Source organism: Pseudomonas cedrina subsp. cedrina (assembly GCF_001983175.1).
Classification (GTDB): Bacteria; Pseudomonadota; Gammaproteobacteria; order Pseudomonadales; family Pseudomonadaceae; genus Aquipseudomonas; species Aquipseudomonas cedrina.
Genome location: NZ_MNPW01000006.1, coordinates 262,994 through 278,884 on the forward strand (window position 1 = coordinate 262,994; position 15,891 = coordinate 278,884).

The window sequence follows — 15,891 nt, forward strand, 5'->3', positions numbered from 1 at the left end:
GCCCCGGCGGCGACGCGCTTTCTAGGATGGCAACACTTGGGACGTTACCCGGGTCGTTGCCATTTTTTATGCCCGTCAGGATTGCTTATGCCCTCATCGACGTCACAACACTCCCCTCAGGTCAGCCTTACCTCGGCACTGATCACTCAAATGGCCAGCGGCCCCGCTTTTCGCGAAGTCGCCGCTGGACTGCTGCGTGAAGAGCTGCTGGAACGTTATCCACACCTGGATATCGACCCCAATATCGCCATGCTCGGGACGCCTGTCTGGGAGATTGTCGAGGATCAGGTGGTGAGCCGGCCTGCGCATTTCCAGGCACTCACCGATATCCTGGCGGTACAGGCGGTGCTGGCGGTGCCGGCCCTGTACATCGAGGGCGAACATTTCCTCACGCAACTGCCGATTACCGACCCGCCCGTACACTTGCCGGTGAGCATTCTCGACATCGCCGGCATGCTCAACACGCTGGCACCGGTGATGCTGCGCGGGTACCAGCAAAGCCAGCTCGACTTCTGGAACCAGCTCGGCGGCGACAGCGGCCCGCGCTGGCAGGTATTTTCCAGCGTGCTACGTGACTACTGGAACGTGCAGCATGTCGAAGGTTGGACGCAGGAGGACTGCCGCATGGCGCGCCAGTTGTATCAGGCGCCTGATCCTCTTGACCGACGCGTCAACGACCCTTATGGCACGCGTGCCTACTTGGTCGATATCGATCAAGTTGACGCCGGGGGCCGTGCGGAGCACCTCAACGATCGTCTGGTCAGCGTACTGATCGGCAAGCAGGACGGGCGCAAAGTCATCCTGGTGCACTCGTTGCTGCTGGGTTACAGGAAGTACGCCAGCCTGGAGCAGTTGGGCAACGATGTGTCGCTGCTGGTCTACACCGCGACGCCGCACCAAACGATTCAGTGGCGCCTGCTGGAGCCCGAAGGCGATTTCTTCGACCAACTGGCCTGCACCATGATCAGCATCCAGATCGCGGCCATCGGCAGCATGGACTTTTCCGACCTGCGCGAGAGCGGTAACCCCATCGCCCTGGCCATGCCACCGACCCCTAAGGCCCTGGACAATGGCCGCGAGTTGCAGTGGTATCAAGACGCCCTGCCCGACTGGCTGAGCGACGGCGCGCCCGCTGACCTGAATGCTTACGCTCGACATCTGAAGGACTTGGCCGCGCTGCACAATCAGAATCAGAGCAGTGGCTTCCAGGATGGCATCAAGCCCATCCAGCCGTTCGCCCTGGAGCGCCTGCGCGCCGAAATGCTCAAGGAGCATCCCGAGGCTGAGCCGGGCACGCTCGATGGGCTTGAGATTGAAATTCAAAGCCCGGTGGTATGGGGCGCCTTCGCAGTGACCGGGCAAATCGAAACCACGGTGTTCAGCCTCCCGGATCTGGCCCTGCAAAACCTGATCGCGCTGCCCTTGGGCATTGAGTCACTGCGCAAGAAAACCACCCAGGCGTTGCCGGACTGGCTCACCGTCGACTACCTGAAATCCCTGATTACACGTGTCGACATCGGTACAACCTACCCCGCCCTGATCAAACGGACACTGCTCGACGACCCGCAGGAATTGGCGCGGCGCCAGCAGCTGTACACCCAGCATTTGCGTATCCAGTTGCCCTTGCTGGCACTGCAACACAAAATCCGTCATGAAGCCGGGATCGACGAACGCGGCTACCGTTTTGTGAAGGCCGCGCTCGAAGTCGAGCCGGCCGACCGCCAAGTGGACGGCCACGCCATTGTCATCCGCCGCCTGGCCTTCGTGCCCACACGGCGACTGGATGGGGCGCCGGATGTGGTCGACAACATGTTTGTGATCGGCCCCCAGACCATGAACGCCGGGCCCTGCCTGTTGTATCGCCCCTTGCTCGACCAACCACTGACCCAATACCCCTCGCCCGCCAACCTGCTGTATGCCATCCAGCAATCGAGCAGCCTGCGCGACTCCGTACTGGCCTGGTTGCCCGACAACACCCGCGATGACTATGAGCGCTACGTGTTCCCCGGCCCGCTGCCGTCGCCCTGGGTAGCGGTGGACTTTCTGGTGGACCCGCTCAAGTTGATCACCTTGAGCGGGCCCCTGGCGCTGGGCACCGCCGCCCTGGAAGACGACATACTGGCCAGCCTGTACAAAGCCAATGCCGACGCACTGGTCAAGCTGGCCGACCGCCAATCGGTGTCGAATGCCGAGGCACGTTGGGCCACGTTCAAGCGCGCCGGTTGGCTGATTTTCAATGCCGCGCTGCCGTTTCTCGGGCGCACGGCGGGGGTTGCGGCCTGGATCTGGCAAATCATGGACGACCTGCAGCAACTGGCCAAGGCCGAACAACACCCAGACCAACAGTCGTCCCAGTCGGCGCTCGCCGACCTGCTCTTGAACCTGGGGATGGCCATCGCCCTGCATAGCGCGGCCCGTAGCGCACCGCGCCGTCAGGGGGGCGCCGAGCCGGCGCGAAAGCCTGTGCCGCGCCCACCTGCCGCCGCCAGACCGGTGCTGCGCAAAGTCGCGGACATCACCAGCGCGACGCTACCGTCAGACCACGGCCAGCCGCTGCACTCCATCGGCGCCACCAGCAGCACGCCCGTGCGCCTGTCGATGGTGCTGGACCGCTTCAAAATCGAAAAACCCGCGGAGCTCGGCGAGGCCATTGCCACCGAAGGCGCCCATCAGTACCTCTACCGCAGTGGCGAACATTATTACGCCCCGGTGGGCGAGCGCTGGTTTCAGGTCCAGGTGGATGAAAATGAGGCGGTAATAATCGTGGACGCCACCAGACCGGAACGCACTGGCCCATTGCTGATTCACAACCGCGAAGGCCAGTGGTTCATCGACACGCGCCTGCGCCTGCGCGGCGGCGGCCCCAAGTTCCTCGCTAAAAAGGCACGCGAACTGGCACAAAAGCGCGCGCAGGAATTACGCAAAGAACTCAGCGAGTTCGAAAGTGAGAAAAAAACCGCCCAACAGCAATTGCAGCATGCGCAGCAAGCCGCCGCCGCTGGCCCGTCCACGTCGGCGCAAGCCGCTTACTCGCAGACCCTGCGCGAGCAGTGCGCGGACTATGAAGGCGCCCTGCAAAAGCTCAAGTCGTTGAGCGTGCAGGCACCCACGCCGGACTACCCGCAAAAGTCCCTCGCCTATCTCAAGGCCCAGACTGAACTGACCCAGGCCGGCATCCGGCAAACGCTTGTCGAATTCACCCCGCTGTTGCGCGCGGGTCTGGAGCAGATTGAACGTCAGGCCCAGACACCACGCCAGCGCAACATCGAAAACACGCGGCAACTGAACACGCTGAACAAGGAGATGATCAAGCATCTGACCTACATGCAAACGCGCGTCGACGAGCTGCGCAAACTGGGCAATGACGGCGCACGCCTGATCAGCAGCACCCAAGGCGCGTTGCCGGTTTACAGCAGTGAAGATCTCAAGGCCTTGCAAGTGGCCATGGCGCGCAATCTGTGCCTGCCGGAAAGCACCCTCGTCACCCAGCCCTGGGCATGGACCGCTATCGACCAGATCGTGACCACCGGGGAAATTGCCATCCAGTGCCTGCGTGAAACCCTACTCGATCAGAACGAGTCGCGCCTGGACGACCGCATCGACACGTTGAACAGCCTGGTGGAGCAATTTCAGTTGCTGGATGAACGCTTGCAGGATTTCCCTGCGCAGTTTTCCGAGCAGGCCATCGACACTCAGCTTCAGGAACTGCGCGACCATCTCAAGGCCTTCCGCTATCGCGCCGCCGCCCAACTGGGCTTGCTCAGCGCCGAGCGCGCCATTGTCAGAGCACGCCCCACGCCGCCGCCCACTCCACCGAGCCCGGCACGCAAGTTCATCAAGACCCGCTACCATGGGCAATTGATTGGCGAACCACGTCTGGAGGATCTGGCGACGCAAACCTGGCTGGTAGAGATTCGTTCGCCACTCACCCACCAGGTGGTCGCCACCTTCCACGAAAAACCCAAGGGGGTTTGGGTGGAGCGCGTCAGGACCCCGACACCGAGCACTACGCCGGTTGACCTGCAAGCGTGCATCGCCGACGGCCAGGCCTTGCTCGACCAACTGCCGGCCTTCGTGGAACGCGCCTCGACCCGCGCCGACCTGCCGGAACGCACGCCCTTGGGCATTGAGCTGCTCTACCATCAGCATGCCAGCCGGCTGGAACAGGCCGTCGCCGCCATCGAGAGCGCCCTGACCCACCGCAACGTCTCCGACACGCCCGCGGCGAGCGAGGTCCGCACGGCGTTGAGCCAGGCCGTTACCGAGCTCTACCAGCGCGCCAACCAGTACGTGTCGACCGCGCTTAAACAGCACCCGCCGACCGTGGCCGGCGTGGAGTGGCTGAAAAACCACGACGCAATCACGATCAAGAAAACGATCAACCGGCGCCGCCTGAAAAGCCCTACCCCCGATTATCTGGACGAGTACACCCTCAGCGACCGCCAGACCCAGGAAGTACTCTGGTACGCGCATTTCCACTACAGCACCGATTGGACACCGGCCAAGGCGTACCTCTCGGCACGCTTGAAAACCCCGGTAGAACGCAGCTTGGGGGCAGCGGCCGATACGCCCAAAGGGTTGACCACCGCGCAGCAAGTCGCGTTTTACCGCAGTGAAATCAGCCTCAGACAAGCCCAGACGTTGTTTTTCGAAAAATCCAAGACTCGATCGGGGAGCTGATCAGCATTGCCACGCCTGGCGCAACCGCGCCAGCGCTGCGCCAATAGCAACTTCAGGCACGGCGGCGAAACCCAGCACCAGCCCGGCGCGCTGATCCATCGGTGTGGTTGAATCCGTCAGCCAGTAACTACTCAAGCCGTTGATCTCTACATCCGCCGCGTGGGCCTGTGCAAGCAACTGCCGCTCACGGGCCAGGCTGCTCACACGTACGGTCAAATGCAGCCCGGCCGCAACATTGGGCAGTTCGCCCACCTCTTCCAGCCCGCGCGGCCAACCGTCCAGCAGCGCGTTGCGCCGGCTCAAGGCGGCACGGCGCATGCGGCGGATGTGCCGCTGGAAATGTCCGCTGGCCATGAACTCGGCCATCACCGCCTGGGTACTCACTTCGGAGTGCCGCATGTCAACCGCGCGGCGCCGGGCGAAGGCGCCCACCAGCCCGGGCGGCAGCACCAGGTAGCCCAGGCGCAACGCCGGAAAGGCCACCTTGCCGAAGGTGCCGACGTAGAGCACGCGCCCGTTGCGATCCAGCGCGGCCAGCGGTGACAGAGGCGCGCCACTGTAGCGGTACTCTCCGTCGTAATCGTCTTCGATGATCCAACCCTGCGTGCGCTCGGCCCAGACCAGCAATTCCAGGCGCCGCGCCAGGCTCATCACTACACCCAACGGGTATTGATGCGAAGGCGTAACGTAGGCCACACGGCAATCCTGCAGGCTATTGAGCACGTGGCAATCAAGGCCCTCGGCGTCCACCGGCACACCGTGCAATCGCCCGCCCGCCAGCGCGAACGCATGGCCGGCGGCGCGGTAGCCGGGATTTTCCACCGCCACGCCCTCGCCGGGCTCCACCAGCAGCTGTGCACAAAGGCTGATTGCCTGCTGCGCGCCGCTGGTGATCACAATTTGCTCAGCCGAACACTGCATGCCGCGCGAGCTGCGCAGGTAGGCGGCGATCAGGCCGCGCAAGCGATCGTCTCCCGCCGGGTCGCCGTAACAGAGCTTTGCCAGGTCGGGTTTACGCCAGAAAGCCCCATTGAGCTTGGCCCATACCTCAAACGGGAAGAGATCGAACGCCGGTACACCGACTCGAAACGCCCGTGGTGGCCCGTGCGGCGGCGCAGGCAGATGGTTAGTTTCCAGGCGGCCCAAGGCCGGGCTGTGGATAACTTCGTCTGGCGATTTGACCGGTAAATCCAGCCAATTTGTGGATAAGGCTGGGGATAAGCCTGTTGAAAACCCTGTGGATACTTTTGTGGATAGTTTTTTTGCGTCGGGTAACTTGGCTACGTAAGTGCCATCGCCCACCCGGCTTTCGATAAACCCTTCCGCGTAAAGCTGATCGTAGGCGCGCACGACGCTGTTGCGCGAAATCGACAAGGTAGCCGCCAAATCGCGGCTGGCGGGCAAGCGCGTGCCGCTCACCAGCCGCCCATCCAGCACGCGCTGGCGTAGGGCGTGATACAGCTGGCGCGTCAGGCCCTGACGGCGATCCAGCTCAATACCGGCGGGGTTGAAGGAGAGTGGCGGCGACACGGGCGGCATATTGGACCTATCGAATTGGAGCCAGGTGGCTCTTACAACGGACCATTAGCCTGCCTAGGATGCAGGCATTCGCCAAGGACTATTTCCATGTACATACCCCGCGCTTTCGCCCTCGATGATTTGGCTCAGTTGCAGCAACTGATCCAGCACACTCGCCTGGCGCAGCTGGTCACCCTGGGTGAGCAAGGCTTGCAAGCGAGCCATCTGCCGTTGCTGCTCAACGCCGATGAAGGCCCTAACGGCACACTTTATGGGCATTTGGCCAAGGCCAATCCGCAGTGGAAGGACCTGCAAGATGGCAGCGAGGCCTTGGTGATCTTTGCCGGTGCCGAGGCTTACATCAGCCCGGCGCTCTACCCGGCCAAGGCCGAGCACGGCAAAGTGGTGCCGACCTGGAATTACATCGCTGTGCACGCCTACGGCAAGGCCGAGGTATTCAGCGACGCCGAGCGGTTGCTCGGCGTGGTCACCGCGCTGACCGACCGCCATGAAGGCAACCGCGCGCAGCCCTGGAAAGTCAGCGACGCCCCGGCGGACTACATTGAAGGCATGCTCAAGGCCATCGTCGGCTTCGCCCTGCCGATCGAGCGCCTGCTCGGCAAACGCAAACTCAGCCAGAACCGCAGCCCGGCCGATATCGCCGGCGTGCGCGAAGGCCTGGCCGCCAGCACCGATACGCGCGACCAGGCCCTCGCGCGCCTTATTCCTCCAGGAGCGTCAGCATGAGCCAGATCGAGATCCGCCCAGTCACCGCCACCGACCATGCCGCCTGGTTGCCGCTGTGGCAGGCGTACCTGAAGTTCTACAATACCGAGTTGCCGGACGCCGTGAGCCAAAGCACCTGGCAGCGCCTGATCGATGCCAATGAGCCAACCCATTCGGCGCTGGCCTGGCAGGACGGCAAGGCGGTGGGCATGGTCAATTTCATCTACCACCGCTCCAACTGGAGCATCGAGAACTCCTGTTATCTGCAGGATCTGTTGGTGGATGCGTCCCAGCGCGGCACGGGCGTTGGGCGAAAATTGATCGAATTCGTCTACACCACCGCCAAAACCGATGGGTGCTGCAAAGTCCACTGGCTGACCCACGAAACCAACGCCACCGCGATTCAACTCTACGAGCGCATCGCCGAACGCCCAGGTTTCATCCAATTTCGCAAAGGTCTTTAAGGAGCGCAGCATGCCCACTTCCCCCACCGACTGGAAAGGCGCCCCGGCGCCGACTGTTGAACTGCTTGAAGGGCGTTTTATCCGCCTGGAAAAACTCGACCCCGCGCGCCACGCCGATGGCCTGTGGCAAGCCCTCGAAGGCCCCGGCGCCGACGCCAAGCTGTGGGACTACTTGCCTTACGGACCCTTTGCCGAGCGCGCCGCGTTCGACGCGTGGCTGAACAACCACGCCACCCATAGCGACCCGTACTTCTTCAGCGTGATCGACCGCGCCAGCGGCGACGTGCAAGGTATCCTCAGCCTGATGTCCATCGTCCCGGCCCAAGGCCGTATCGAGATCGGCCACGTCACCTTCGGCGCGCCCATGCAGCGTTCGCCCAAAAGCACCGAAGCGGTGTACCTGCTGGCCAAGTATGCGTTCGACCAGGGCTATCGCCGGTTGGAGTGGAAGTGCAACAACGGCAACGCCCGTTCCCGGTATGCGGCCGAGCGGTTGGGGTTCAGTTTTGAGGGGGTGTTCCGTCAGCACATGGTGGTGAAGGGGCAGAACCGGGATACGGCGTGGTATTCGATCATCGACGGCGAATGGCCAGCGATTGAAGCGGGATTCGAACAGTGGCTGTCGGAGTCGAACCAGACAGCGTCGGGCCAGTTGAAAACCCTGGCCGAGTGCCGGGCCTGATCCTCCCAGACACCACAAAACCCCTGTGGGAGCTGGCTTGCCTGCGATAGCGTCAGGTCAGCCAGCCTCTGTGCTGCAGGCCCACCGCTATCGCAGGCAAGCCAGCTCCCACATTTAGATCGGTGTGGTTCAACTACCTCAGCTTCTGGGCCAACACCGCAATATGCTCCGGCCCGATCCCGCAGCATCCGCCCAGGTGGCTGGCGCCGCGCGCCTGCCAGTCCGCCGCCCAGTGCAAGTAACCCGGCGGGTCCAGATCTTCACGCAAGGGGTCCAGACCATCGTTAGCCGTGGCTTCCTCGGGCTGCGGCGGAAAGGCGTTGGCGTAGGCGCCCACGTCAATCTGTACGCCCAGGCGCTCGAACGTCTGGCGCGCGGCATCAATGGCATCACCGATCACTTCCGGCTGGCTGCAGTTAAATAGCAGCACTTGCACACCCAACCGAGCCGCCGCTTCGGCCGCGTCCGCCACCGGTTCACCGGAGCGCAGGCGAGGCACTTCGTCGGTGTCTTCGTCCTTGAGGGTAAACGACAGCCAGAACGGCTTGCCGTCCTGTGGTAAACCGGCGTGGATCGCACGCGCTTCGGCAATCGAACTCTGGGTTTCGGCCAGCCACAGGTCGACAAACGGTGCGAGGCCTTGCACCAGAGGAGTCAACAATTCGTTGACGCGCTGTGGCTCGAACAGATCGGGCCGATACGAACCGAACAGCGGCGGCAGTGAGCCCGCCACACGCACCGCCTTGCCGGATGCGTCCACCGCCCGTCGCGCCAGCTCGCCGGCCAGCGCCGCCAATGCCTGGCCTTCTGCAGCGAAGCGTTCTTCGCCGATATGGAAAGGCACCACCGCGTAGCTATTGCTGGTGATGACATTGGCGCCGCTGTCGATGTACGCCGCATGCACCGCTTCCACCGCTTGCGGCGCTTCGCTCAAGGCTAACGCCGACCATTCCGGCTGCCGGAACGGCGCACCACGGCGTTGCAGTTCACGGCCCATGCCGCCATCGAGAATCACTGTTGCTGTGGCCATATGCTTTTTACTCATAAGCTTATGAAAATAACTCACTATGAGAGTCGTTCTTATAACTATTTAATACGTTGAATTCTGTTTATAACAACTCTTTTTTCAAAGGTGTCTCTTCGTGAAACTTAAACCGCTGCTGGCCCTGGGCCTGACGATCCTGGCTGCTTCGACACAAGCCTTCGGCGGTGCCACGCTGGACCGGGTCGAGAAAAACAAAGAACTGGTCGGCGTGCTGATGGAAAGCTACCCACCGTTCTCGTTTCTGAACGACCAGAACCAGCTCGACGGTTTCGACGTGGATGTGGCCAAGGCCGTGGCGCAGAAACTGGGTGTGAAACTGCGCCTGGAAACCCCTTCCTGGGACGTGATCGCGGCCGGCCGCTGGAGCGGCCGCTATGACATCTGCATCTGCTCCATGACCCCGAGCAAGGCCCGCGCCGAAGTGTTCGATTTCCCGGTGGAGTACTACGCCTCGCCGGCGGTGATCGTGGTCAACGCCAAGGATGATCGCATCCACGGCGCCAAGGACCTGAGCGGCAAGAAAGTCGGTCTCACCAGCGCCTCCAGCTATGAGAGCTACCTGAACAAGAACCTGGTGATCGAAGGTGCTGAAGACACACAGTTGCAGTACCCCTTCGAAGAGGTGCAGATCGCCCCGTACGACACCGACAACGTGGCCTTCCAGGATCTCGGCCTGGGCGCCGGCGTGCGCCTGGATGCCATCCTCACCAACCTGGTCACCGCCCAACCGCGCCTGACACAGGACAAGCGCTTCAAGCTGGCCGGCGAGCCGCTGTATTCGGAACCCAACTCAGTGGCCATCGAAAAAGGCGACCCGCAGTGGGACAGCAAGGTGCGTGAAGTCTTCGCCGAGTTGAAACAGGACGGCACCCTGAGCAAGCTGTCGCAAAAATGGATCGGCGCCGACATCAGCCAATGACTGCATTCCCCGCACCGCCCAAACCGCCGGTCAGTGAGTCGCGATGGCAGCGGCTCTTCGGTTTCCGGACCCGCCTGTACCTGACCTGGGCCGCGCTGTTCTGCCTGTTCGCCAGCTTCTTCCTGAGCTTTGACCTGAAGTTCTCGATCATTCTGGACAAGCTGCCCAACCTGATGGGCCTGCACCTGGCACCCAACGGTTTCCTGCAAGGCGCGGCGCTGACGCTGTTTTTGTGCCTGTGTTCGATCGGGATTTCTTCGGTGCTGGGGTTTGTCACGGCGCTGGGACGCCTGTCGAAAAGCGCGGTGGCGTTCGGGATCGCGAGTTTCTACGCGTCATTCTTTCGCGGCACGCCGCTGCTGATCCAGATCCTGCTGATCTACCTCGGCCTGCCCCAACTGGGCCTGGTGCCGGGCGCCATCGTCGCCGGGATCATCGCGCTCTCGCTGAACTACGGCGCCTACTTGAGTGAAATCTTCCGCGCCGGCATCCTCGGCGTCGCCCACGGTCAGCGCGAAGCCGCACTGGCCTTGGGCATGCGCGACAGCGCGATCTTCTGGCATGTCACCCTGCCCCAGGCGATGCGCACCATCATCCCGCCCGCCACCAACCAGTTCATCTCAATGCTCAAGGATTCGTCGCTGATCTCGGTGATGGGTGTCTGGGAAGTGATGTTCCTGGCCCAGTCCTATGGCCGTTCCAGCTACCGCTATATCGAAATGCTGACCACTGCGGCGATTATCTACTGGGTGTTGTCGCTGGGCCTGGAGCTGATCCAGGCTCGGATGGAGCGGCATTATGGCAAGGGGTACGTGCGTCGCAGTTGAGTTCAGCGGCGCAGCTTGACGACGCCCATTTGCATGCCGAACGGTTTGAACACGGCATTGAGCGACTTCAAGGTCTGATTGCCCTCGCCATGTTCGATATGCACCAGGGTGCGCACGGAAATTTTGCACATCCTGGCGAACTGGGTTTGTTGGAGGCCGGTGACTTCGGTGCGCAGACGCCGCACCGCGGCCGCGATATCCAGCGTGCCATCGGCCAATGCCGCCTGGATGCTGTCGATCAGTTGGGTGCGCTCTTCAAGGGTCAGGCTCATTTCAATCCCCAGTCTTTCAGGCGTTGCGGCAGGTTTTTCAACGCTATGCCGGGGTGGTTCATCGTCACGGCAGGCAAGCCGCTGGTGCTGAGGATGTCGGGTAACGCTGAAAGCTGCTGCGCGGCGTCCCTGAGCCCTTCGTAGAGGGCCTGACTGTCGACGAGATCGCTCAGCAAATCACATACGCCGCGCCAGTCCACTTCGCCCGCACGTTCAAGTTCCCTGGGCCATTTCGTGGTGCGGGTGATGCCTTCGTCATCCATCACCATGGGCGCCAGGTCGTAGATCGGGGCCAGGCGCAAGGCGTTGGTTTGACGAATAATCGAGGTATTGCGCCCGTGGTTGTCCGAGTTGCCCAGGATCTTGTTCAACAGGTCACGCTTGAGGTACTCCGCGACCAGCGCCGGCACGTCAGGTGCTTGTCCTGCCCCCTGCCATAACCTCACCAACTGCTCGATAACCGCACGATGCCCCATGGCACTTCCAGGGACAGTCACGCCAGCCATTGAGTAGATGGATTCCACGGCATAACGCTCGACGCCTTCGCGGCCAACGTGCCTGTCAAAACGCTGCATCCACAGGCTCGGCTTGCTGGCCTCTTCCAAAGCCAGTCCTTGCGCCGCGACCGTGTCGATGCCCAATGTCTGAAGGGCCTGGTAGTAGTGGTATTCGCTGCGCAGAATGTCCTGGTCAAGCTGCGTGCCTTTGTTGCGGGCGAACTTCACGAACCAGTGCTGCCGGACGTGTTCGTCATCGAGCACGGCATCCGGGAACAGCAGGCCTTGCTGGTTTTCGGTCAGCAACAGCTTCGGTGCTTCGCCTCCGGCACCCGTGGCGCCACCGATGGCCGCCCCCTGCTCATAGGCGTATTCGAGAAAACTATTATCGCGCTGGATGACTTCCTGACGCGTAAAGCCCATGGGTGGGCGACTGTCCATCGCGGCAACCGACTCTTTGATGCGCATATGACCGATAGGCGCAGGTGTGCTGCGCATGAGTAAGAAAAGGTCTGCGCTGATGTCATCCGGTTTGTCCTGACCAAGATGTGCCAGCAGAAAACGCTTGGCGGCCCCTGCCGGTGCGATGTCATGAAGAAAAGCCGGGGCACCCTGCGTTCGGCACGCCTCCCACAGCAAAGGAAACCTGACACTCACTGACTTTACAAAAGGCGTGGCGAGGTCATCGAGGTGGTCCACCAGATAGCACTGGTCATAACCAAAGCTGCAGCGACTTTCGAAGCCCTCTTGCGGGGTATCAAAGGTCAGCAGCATGGCGTCCTGCCATTTTCCTTCGGTGAAGAGTTGTAGGGTCAGCTTGAGCATGAGTGCACCTGCAATTTAATGCGTTTACGCGACATACAGGAGATGAGTTAACGCAATATAGTGCAGATAAAGCCGTTAATCACCCCCAATAACTGCATTAAAATGCACATAAGCGCCGTATGGTCGCTTTCTTACGCAATAAAATGCATAAACGTTAATCACGCCCCGATAGAGACAACTCCTGCAAATCGGAAGTCTACGGCCTGACAGTTATCCCCGCCCCGCCTCGCTAAATTCCCGCCCTCATCCACAAGAGGTCGGGAATTCATGCCCATTACCCCCCGTAGAATCGTATTTGCCATCGGCCTTTTAGCCGTCGCCAGCCTTCAACATGCACACGCGCGTGGGGATATCGAGTACACGCCGTACTGGTATCAGCCCTACGACGCGCTGCCTTTTGAGTACTACGCTATTCCCGAAGTAAAAAACCCAGCCCTCGACGGCTATTTGCTCGGGCAAGCCACCACCCACAATGGCCGGCAGGTGGCGAAAGTGCTGGATCCCGCGCTGACTCGCCTGCTGCAGTCGGGCGAATTGAGTTCGGAACAGGTCAAGGCCCTGGAAAAATTCAACGCTGAACTCGCGCAAAAACCGGGCGCGTTCGGTGCGGCCCTTGAGCAACTGGCCGGCAGCCAGAACGCGAGCCTGGCGGCGGCTACCCAGAGCACCACCCAGCAGTTGAGCAGCCGAGTGCTCTCGACCCTGCGTGAATTGCCCACCGACACCGACGGCCACTTCTGGGTAAAAAACCTCGGCAGCGAAGGCGGCCTCGACAGTCAGCGCGGTACTGCCGGCCTGGATACGGCCAACCAAGGCGTGCTATTGGGCGCCGACTGGGCAGTTGACCACGCCTGGCGAGTCGGTGTGCTGGGTGCAAAATCCAGCAGCCGCCTGGATACTCAACGCTTCAGCGCCGACCTGGACAGCTGGCACCTGGGCGGTTACGCCGTGCGTCAGGACGGGCCGCTGGCCTTGCGCCTGGGGGCGATCTACAGCAGCCATGCCGGCCAGAATCAACGCAAGGTTGACGTCCTGGGTTACAAGGATGCGCTCAAGGGCCGCTACGACGCCAACAGCCAGACTGTCTTCGGCGAGGCGGGTTACCAACTGGGCGATGCCGACATCAGCATCGAACCCTTTGCCGGGCTTGGCTACCAACGCTACAGCCGTGACAGCTTCAGGGAACAAGGCGGGCCGGCCGCGCTGAACGTCGATGCGCAAACCCAGCAAAACCTGAGCAGCACCCTTGGCCTGCGCCTGGCCAAACCGTTTCGGTTCGACAACCAGATGACCCTCACGCCACACCTGAGCACAAGCTGGAAACACCTGTATGGCAACGTCGACAGCCAGGTGCGCCAGTCCTTTCGCCAGGGCGGCATTGAGGGGTTCACCATCCAGGGCGCGTCCCTCGATCGCAACAGCCTCAACCTGCAGGCCGGGCTGGATCTGGCGCTCTCGGCAAACCATACCCTCGGCCTGGCCTACAGCGCTGAAAAAGGCACCCACAGCAGCAACCAAGGCCTGATAGCCCAGTGGCGGATGGGTTTCTGACCCAATTGCAGGCGAAAAAAAAGGGGAGCACCTGCCCCCCCGAGGATTAAACGGTAGTGTCGAAGGCTGTATCAGCCTTCGATCTCAATCAGGATTTCGCCAGGGTTCACCCGGTCGCCCTTGGCCACATGAACAGCGGTCACCTTGCCGGCAATGGCGGCCTGCACTTCGGTCTCCATCTTCATGGCTTCGGTAATCAGCACGGCCTGGCCGGCCTTGACCACGTCACCTTCCTTGACCAGCACGTCGACGATATTGCCCGGCATTGCCGTGCTGACGTGACCCGGCTCGGTGGCCTGCTTGCGCTTGCTGCCGCCGCCGCTGACAAACTCGTTGAGCGGCTCGAACACCACTTCTTCCGGCATGCCGTCGATGGACAGATAGAAGTGGCGCTTGCCTTCGGCCTTCACGCCGACGCCGGTGATGTCCACGCGGTAGCTTTCGCCGTGTACATCGATGACGAACTCGGTCGGCACGCCTTCGCCACCGGCGCGCGCAACGCCGCCGGCTTCTGGAATCGGCAGCAGCACTTCCGGCGCGAGGGTGCCGGCGTCGCGTTCTTCGAGGAATTTGCGGCCGATGTCCGGGAACATGGCGTAGGTCAACACGTCTTCTTCGGACTTGGCCAACGCGCCGATTTCACCGCGCAGCTTGGTCATTTCCGGCTTGAGCAGGTCGGCCGGGCGCACGTCGATAACCTCTTCGCTGCCGATGGCCTGGCGACGCAACTTCTCGTTCACGGTGCCCGGCGCCTTGCCGTAGCCGCCTTGCAGATAGAGTTTCACTTCGTTGGTGATGGTCTTGTAGCGCTCACCGGCCAGCACGTTGAAGAACGCCTGGGTACCGACGATCTGCGACGTCGGCGTCACCAGCGGCGGGAAGCCAAGGTCTTCCCGCACGCGCGGGATCTCGGCCAGCACTTCGCTCATGCGATTGAGCGCGCCCTGCTCTTTGAGCTGGTTAGCCAGGTTGGAAATCATCCCGCCCGGCACCTGGTTGACTTGCACGCGGGTGTCGACGGCGGTGAATTCGCTCTCGAACTGGTGATACTTCTTACGCACCGCATAGAAGTACAGGCCGATCTCCTGCAGCAGTTCAAGGCTGAGACCGGTGTCGAATTCGCTGCCTTTAAGGGCGGCGACCATCGACTCAGTGCCGGGGTGGCTGGTGCCCCAGGCGAAGCTGGAGATGGCGGTGTCGATGTGATCGGCACCGTTTTCGATGGCCTTGAGTTGGCACATCGCGGCCAGGCCAGCGGTGTCGTGGGAGTGGATAAAGATCGGCAGGTTCTGCTCGGCTTTCAGCGCCTTGACCAGTTCGCCGGTGGCGTAAGGGGTCAACAGGCCGGCCATGTCCTTGATTGCGATCGAGTCGCAGCCCATGGACTCCAGCTGCTTGGCCTGGGCCACAAACGCTTCGACGGTGTGCACCGGGCTGGTGGTGTAGGCAATGGTGCCCTGGGCATGTTTGCCCGCAGCTTTCACCGCTTCGATGGCCACACGCAAGTTACGCACATCGTTCATGGCGTCGAAGATGCGGAACACGTCGATGCCATTCACTGCGGCCTTGGCGACGAAGGCTTTTACGACATCATCGCTGTAATGGCGGTAGCCCAGCAGGTTCTGGCCGCGCAGCAACATTTGCAGACGCGTGTTGGGCAACGCGGCGCGCAGTTGGCGCAGGCGCTCCCACGGATCTTCTTTCAAAAAACGTACGCAGGCGTCGAAGGTCGCGCCGCCCCAGACCTCCAGGGACCAGTAGCCGACTTTGTCGAGCTTGTCGCAGATCGGCAGCATGTCGTCGGTGCGCATGCGGGTCGCGAGCAACGATTGGTGAGCGTCGCGCAGGATGGTGTCGGTTACGAAAATCTTCTTGGACATTGTTG

12 protein-coding genes are annotated in these 15,891 nt (G+C 61.8%); 7 read left to right on the forward strand and 5 right to left on the reverse strand.

Translation table 11 applies throughout. From position 1 onward, the window contains the following. Positions 1-87 precede the first annotated feature (87 nt). The gene (locus BLL36_RS14535; protein ID WP_076952094.1) at positions 88-4,680 is read left to right on the forward strand and encodes a hypothetical protein; all 4,593 of its coding nucleotides are present in this window, start codon (positions 88-90) and stop codon (positions 4,678-4,680) included. On the opposite strand, the gene pdxR is transcribed toward BLL36_RS14535, so the two are convergent. Beyond that, a complete protein-coding gene (pdxR, locus tag BLL36_RS14540) occupies positions 4,681-6,219 on the reverse strand; it encodes a MocR-like pyridoxine biosynthesis transcription factor PdxR (protein WP_076952095.1) in 1,539 nt (512 codons plus the stop codon). A gap of 87 nt (positions 6,220-6,306) precedes the next feature. Between pdxR and BLL36_RS14545 the strand changes: the two genes are divergently transcribed. From BLL36_RS14545 to BLL36_RS14555, 3 genes are read left to right on the forward strand one after another with little or no spacing between them, the layout of a single operon-like run. Further along, a complete protein-coding gene (locus BLL36_RS14545) occupies positions 6,307-6,945 on the forward strand; it encodes an FMN-binding negative transcriptional regulator (protein WP_076952096.1) in 639 nt (212 codons plus the stop codon). Further along, complete coding sequence (locus BLL36_RS14550) at positions 6,942-7,388, forward strand: GNAT family N-acetyltransferase (RefSeq protein WP_076952097.1); 447 nt, start codon at positions 6,942-6,944, stop codon at positions 7,386-7,388. Before BLL36_RS14545 ends, BLL36_RS14550 begins: the two co-directional genes overlap by 4 nt. A 10-nt stretch (positions 7,389-7,398) precedes the next feature. Beyond that, complete coding sequence (locus BLL36_RS14555; protein WP_076952098.1) at positions 7,399-8,070, forward strand: GNAT family N-acetyltransferase; 672 nt, start codon at positions 7,399-7,401, stop codon at positions 8,068-8,070. Positions 8,071-8,203: 133 nt separating this feature from the next. Here BLL36_RS14555 and BLL36_RS14560 read toward each other — a convergent pair whose 3' ends face one another. After that, positions 8,204-9,100, reverse strand: coding sequence for a homocysteine S-methyltransferase family protein (locus BLL36_RS14560; protein ID WP_076952099.1), 897 nt, complete (start codon positions 9,098-9,100; stop codon positions 8,204-8,206). 112 nt (positions 9,101-9,212) lie between these two features. Here BLL36_RS14560 and BLL36_RS14565 point away from each other — a divergent pair, with 112 nt between their 5' ends. Together BLL36_RS14565 and BLL36_RS14570 are read left to right on the forward strand one after the other, a co-directional pair. Continuing rightward, positions 9,213-10,034, forward strand: a complete 822-nt coding sequence (locus tag BLL36_RS14565) for an ABC transporter substrate-binding protein (protein ID WP_076952100.1) — start codon at positions 9,213-9,215, stop codon at positions 10,032-10,034. Beyond that, the gene (locus BLL36_RS14570; protein WP_076952101.1) at positions 10,031-10,861 is read left to right on the forward strand and encodes an amino acid ABC transporter permease; all 831 of its coding nucleotides are present in this window, start codon (positions 10,031-10,033) and stop codon (positions 10,859-10,861) included. Before BLL36_RS14565 ends, BLL36_RS14570 begins: the two co-directional genes overlap by 4 nt. 2 nt (positions 10,862-10,863) lie before the next feature. Here the strand turns inward: BLL36_RS14570 and BLL36_RS14575 are convergent, their stop codons facing one another. Together BLL36_RS14575 and BLL36_RS14580 are read right to left on the reverse strand one after the other, a co-directional pair. Beyond that, a complete protein-coding gene (locus BLL36_RS14575) occupies positions 10,864-11,133 on the reverse strand; it encodes a helix-turn-helix domain-containing protein (protein WP_076952102.1) in 270 nt (89 codons plus the stop codon). Further along, entirely contained in the window at positions 11,130-12,455 is a 1,326-nt protein-coding gene (locus BLL36_RS14580) for a type II toxin-antitoxin system HipA family toxin (RefSeq protein ID WP_076952103.1), read from the reverse strand. The genes BLL36_RS14575 and BLL36_RS14580 overlap by 4 nt, the downstream gene beginning before the upstream one ends. Positions 12,456-12,722: 267 nt before the next feature. On the opposite strand from BLL36_RS14580, the gene BLL36_RS14585 reads away from it, so the two are divergent. After that, positions 12,723-14,006: an autotransporter outer membrane beta-barrel domain-containing protein gene (locus tag BLL36_RS14585; protein WP_076952104.1), complete on the forward strand. Its 1,284-nt coding sequence runs from the start codon at positions 12,723-12,725 to the stop codon at positions 14,004-14,006. 71 nt (positions 14,007-14,077) lie between these two features. On the opposite strand, the gene oadA is transcribed toward BLL36_RS14585, so the two are convergent. Continuing rightward, positions 14,078-15,886 carry a sodium-extruding oxaloacetate decarboxylase subunit alpha gene (oadA, locus tag BLL36_RS14590; protein ID WP_076952105.1) on the reverse strand — a complete coding sequence of 603 codons (1,809 nt, stop codon included), beginning with the start codon at positions 15,884-15,886 and terminating at the stop codon, positions 14,078-14,080. Between the last annotated feature and the right edge of the window lie 5 nt (positions 15,887-15,891).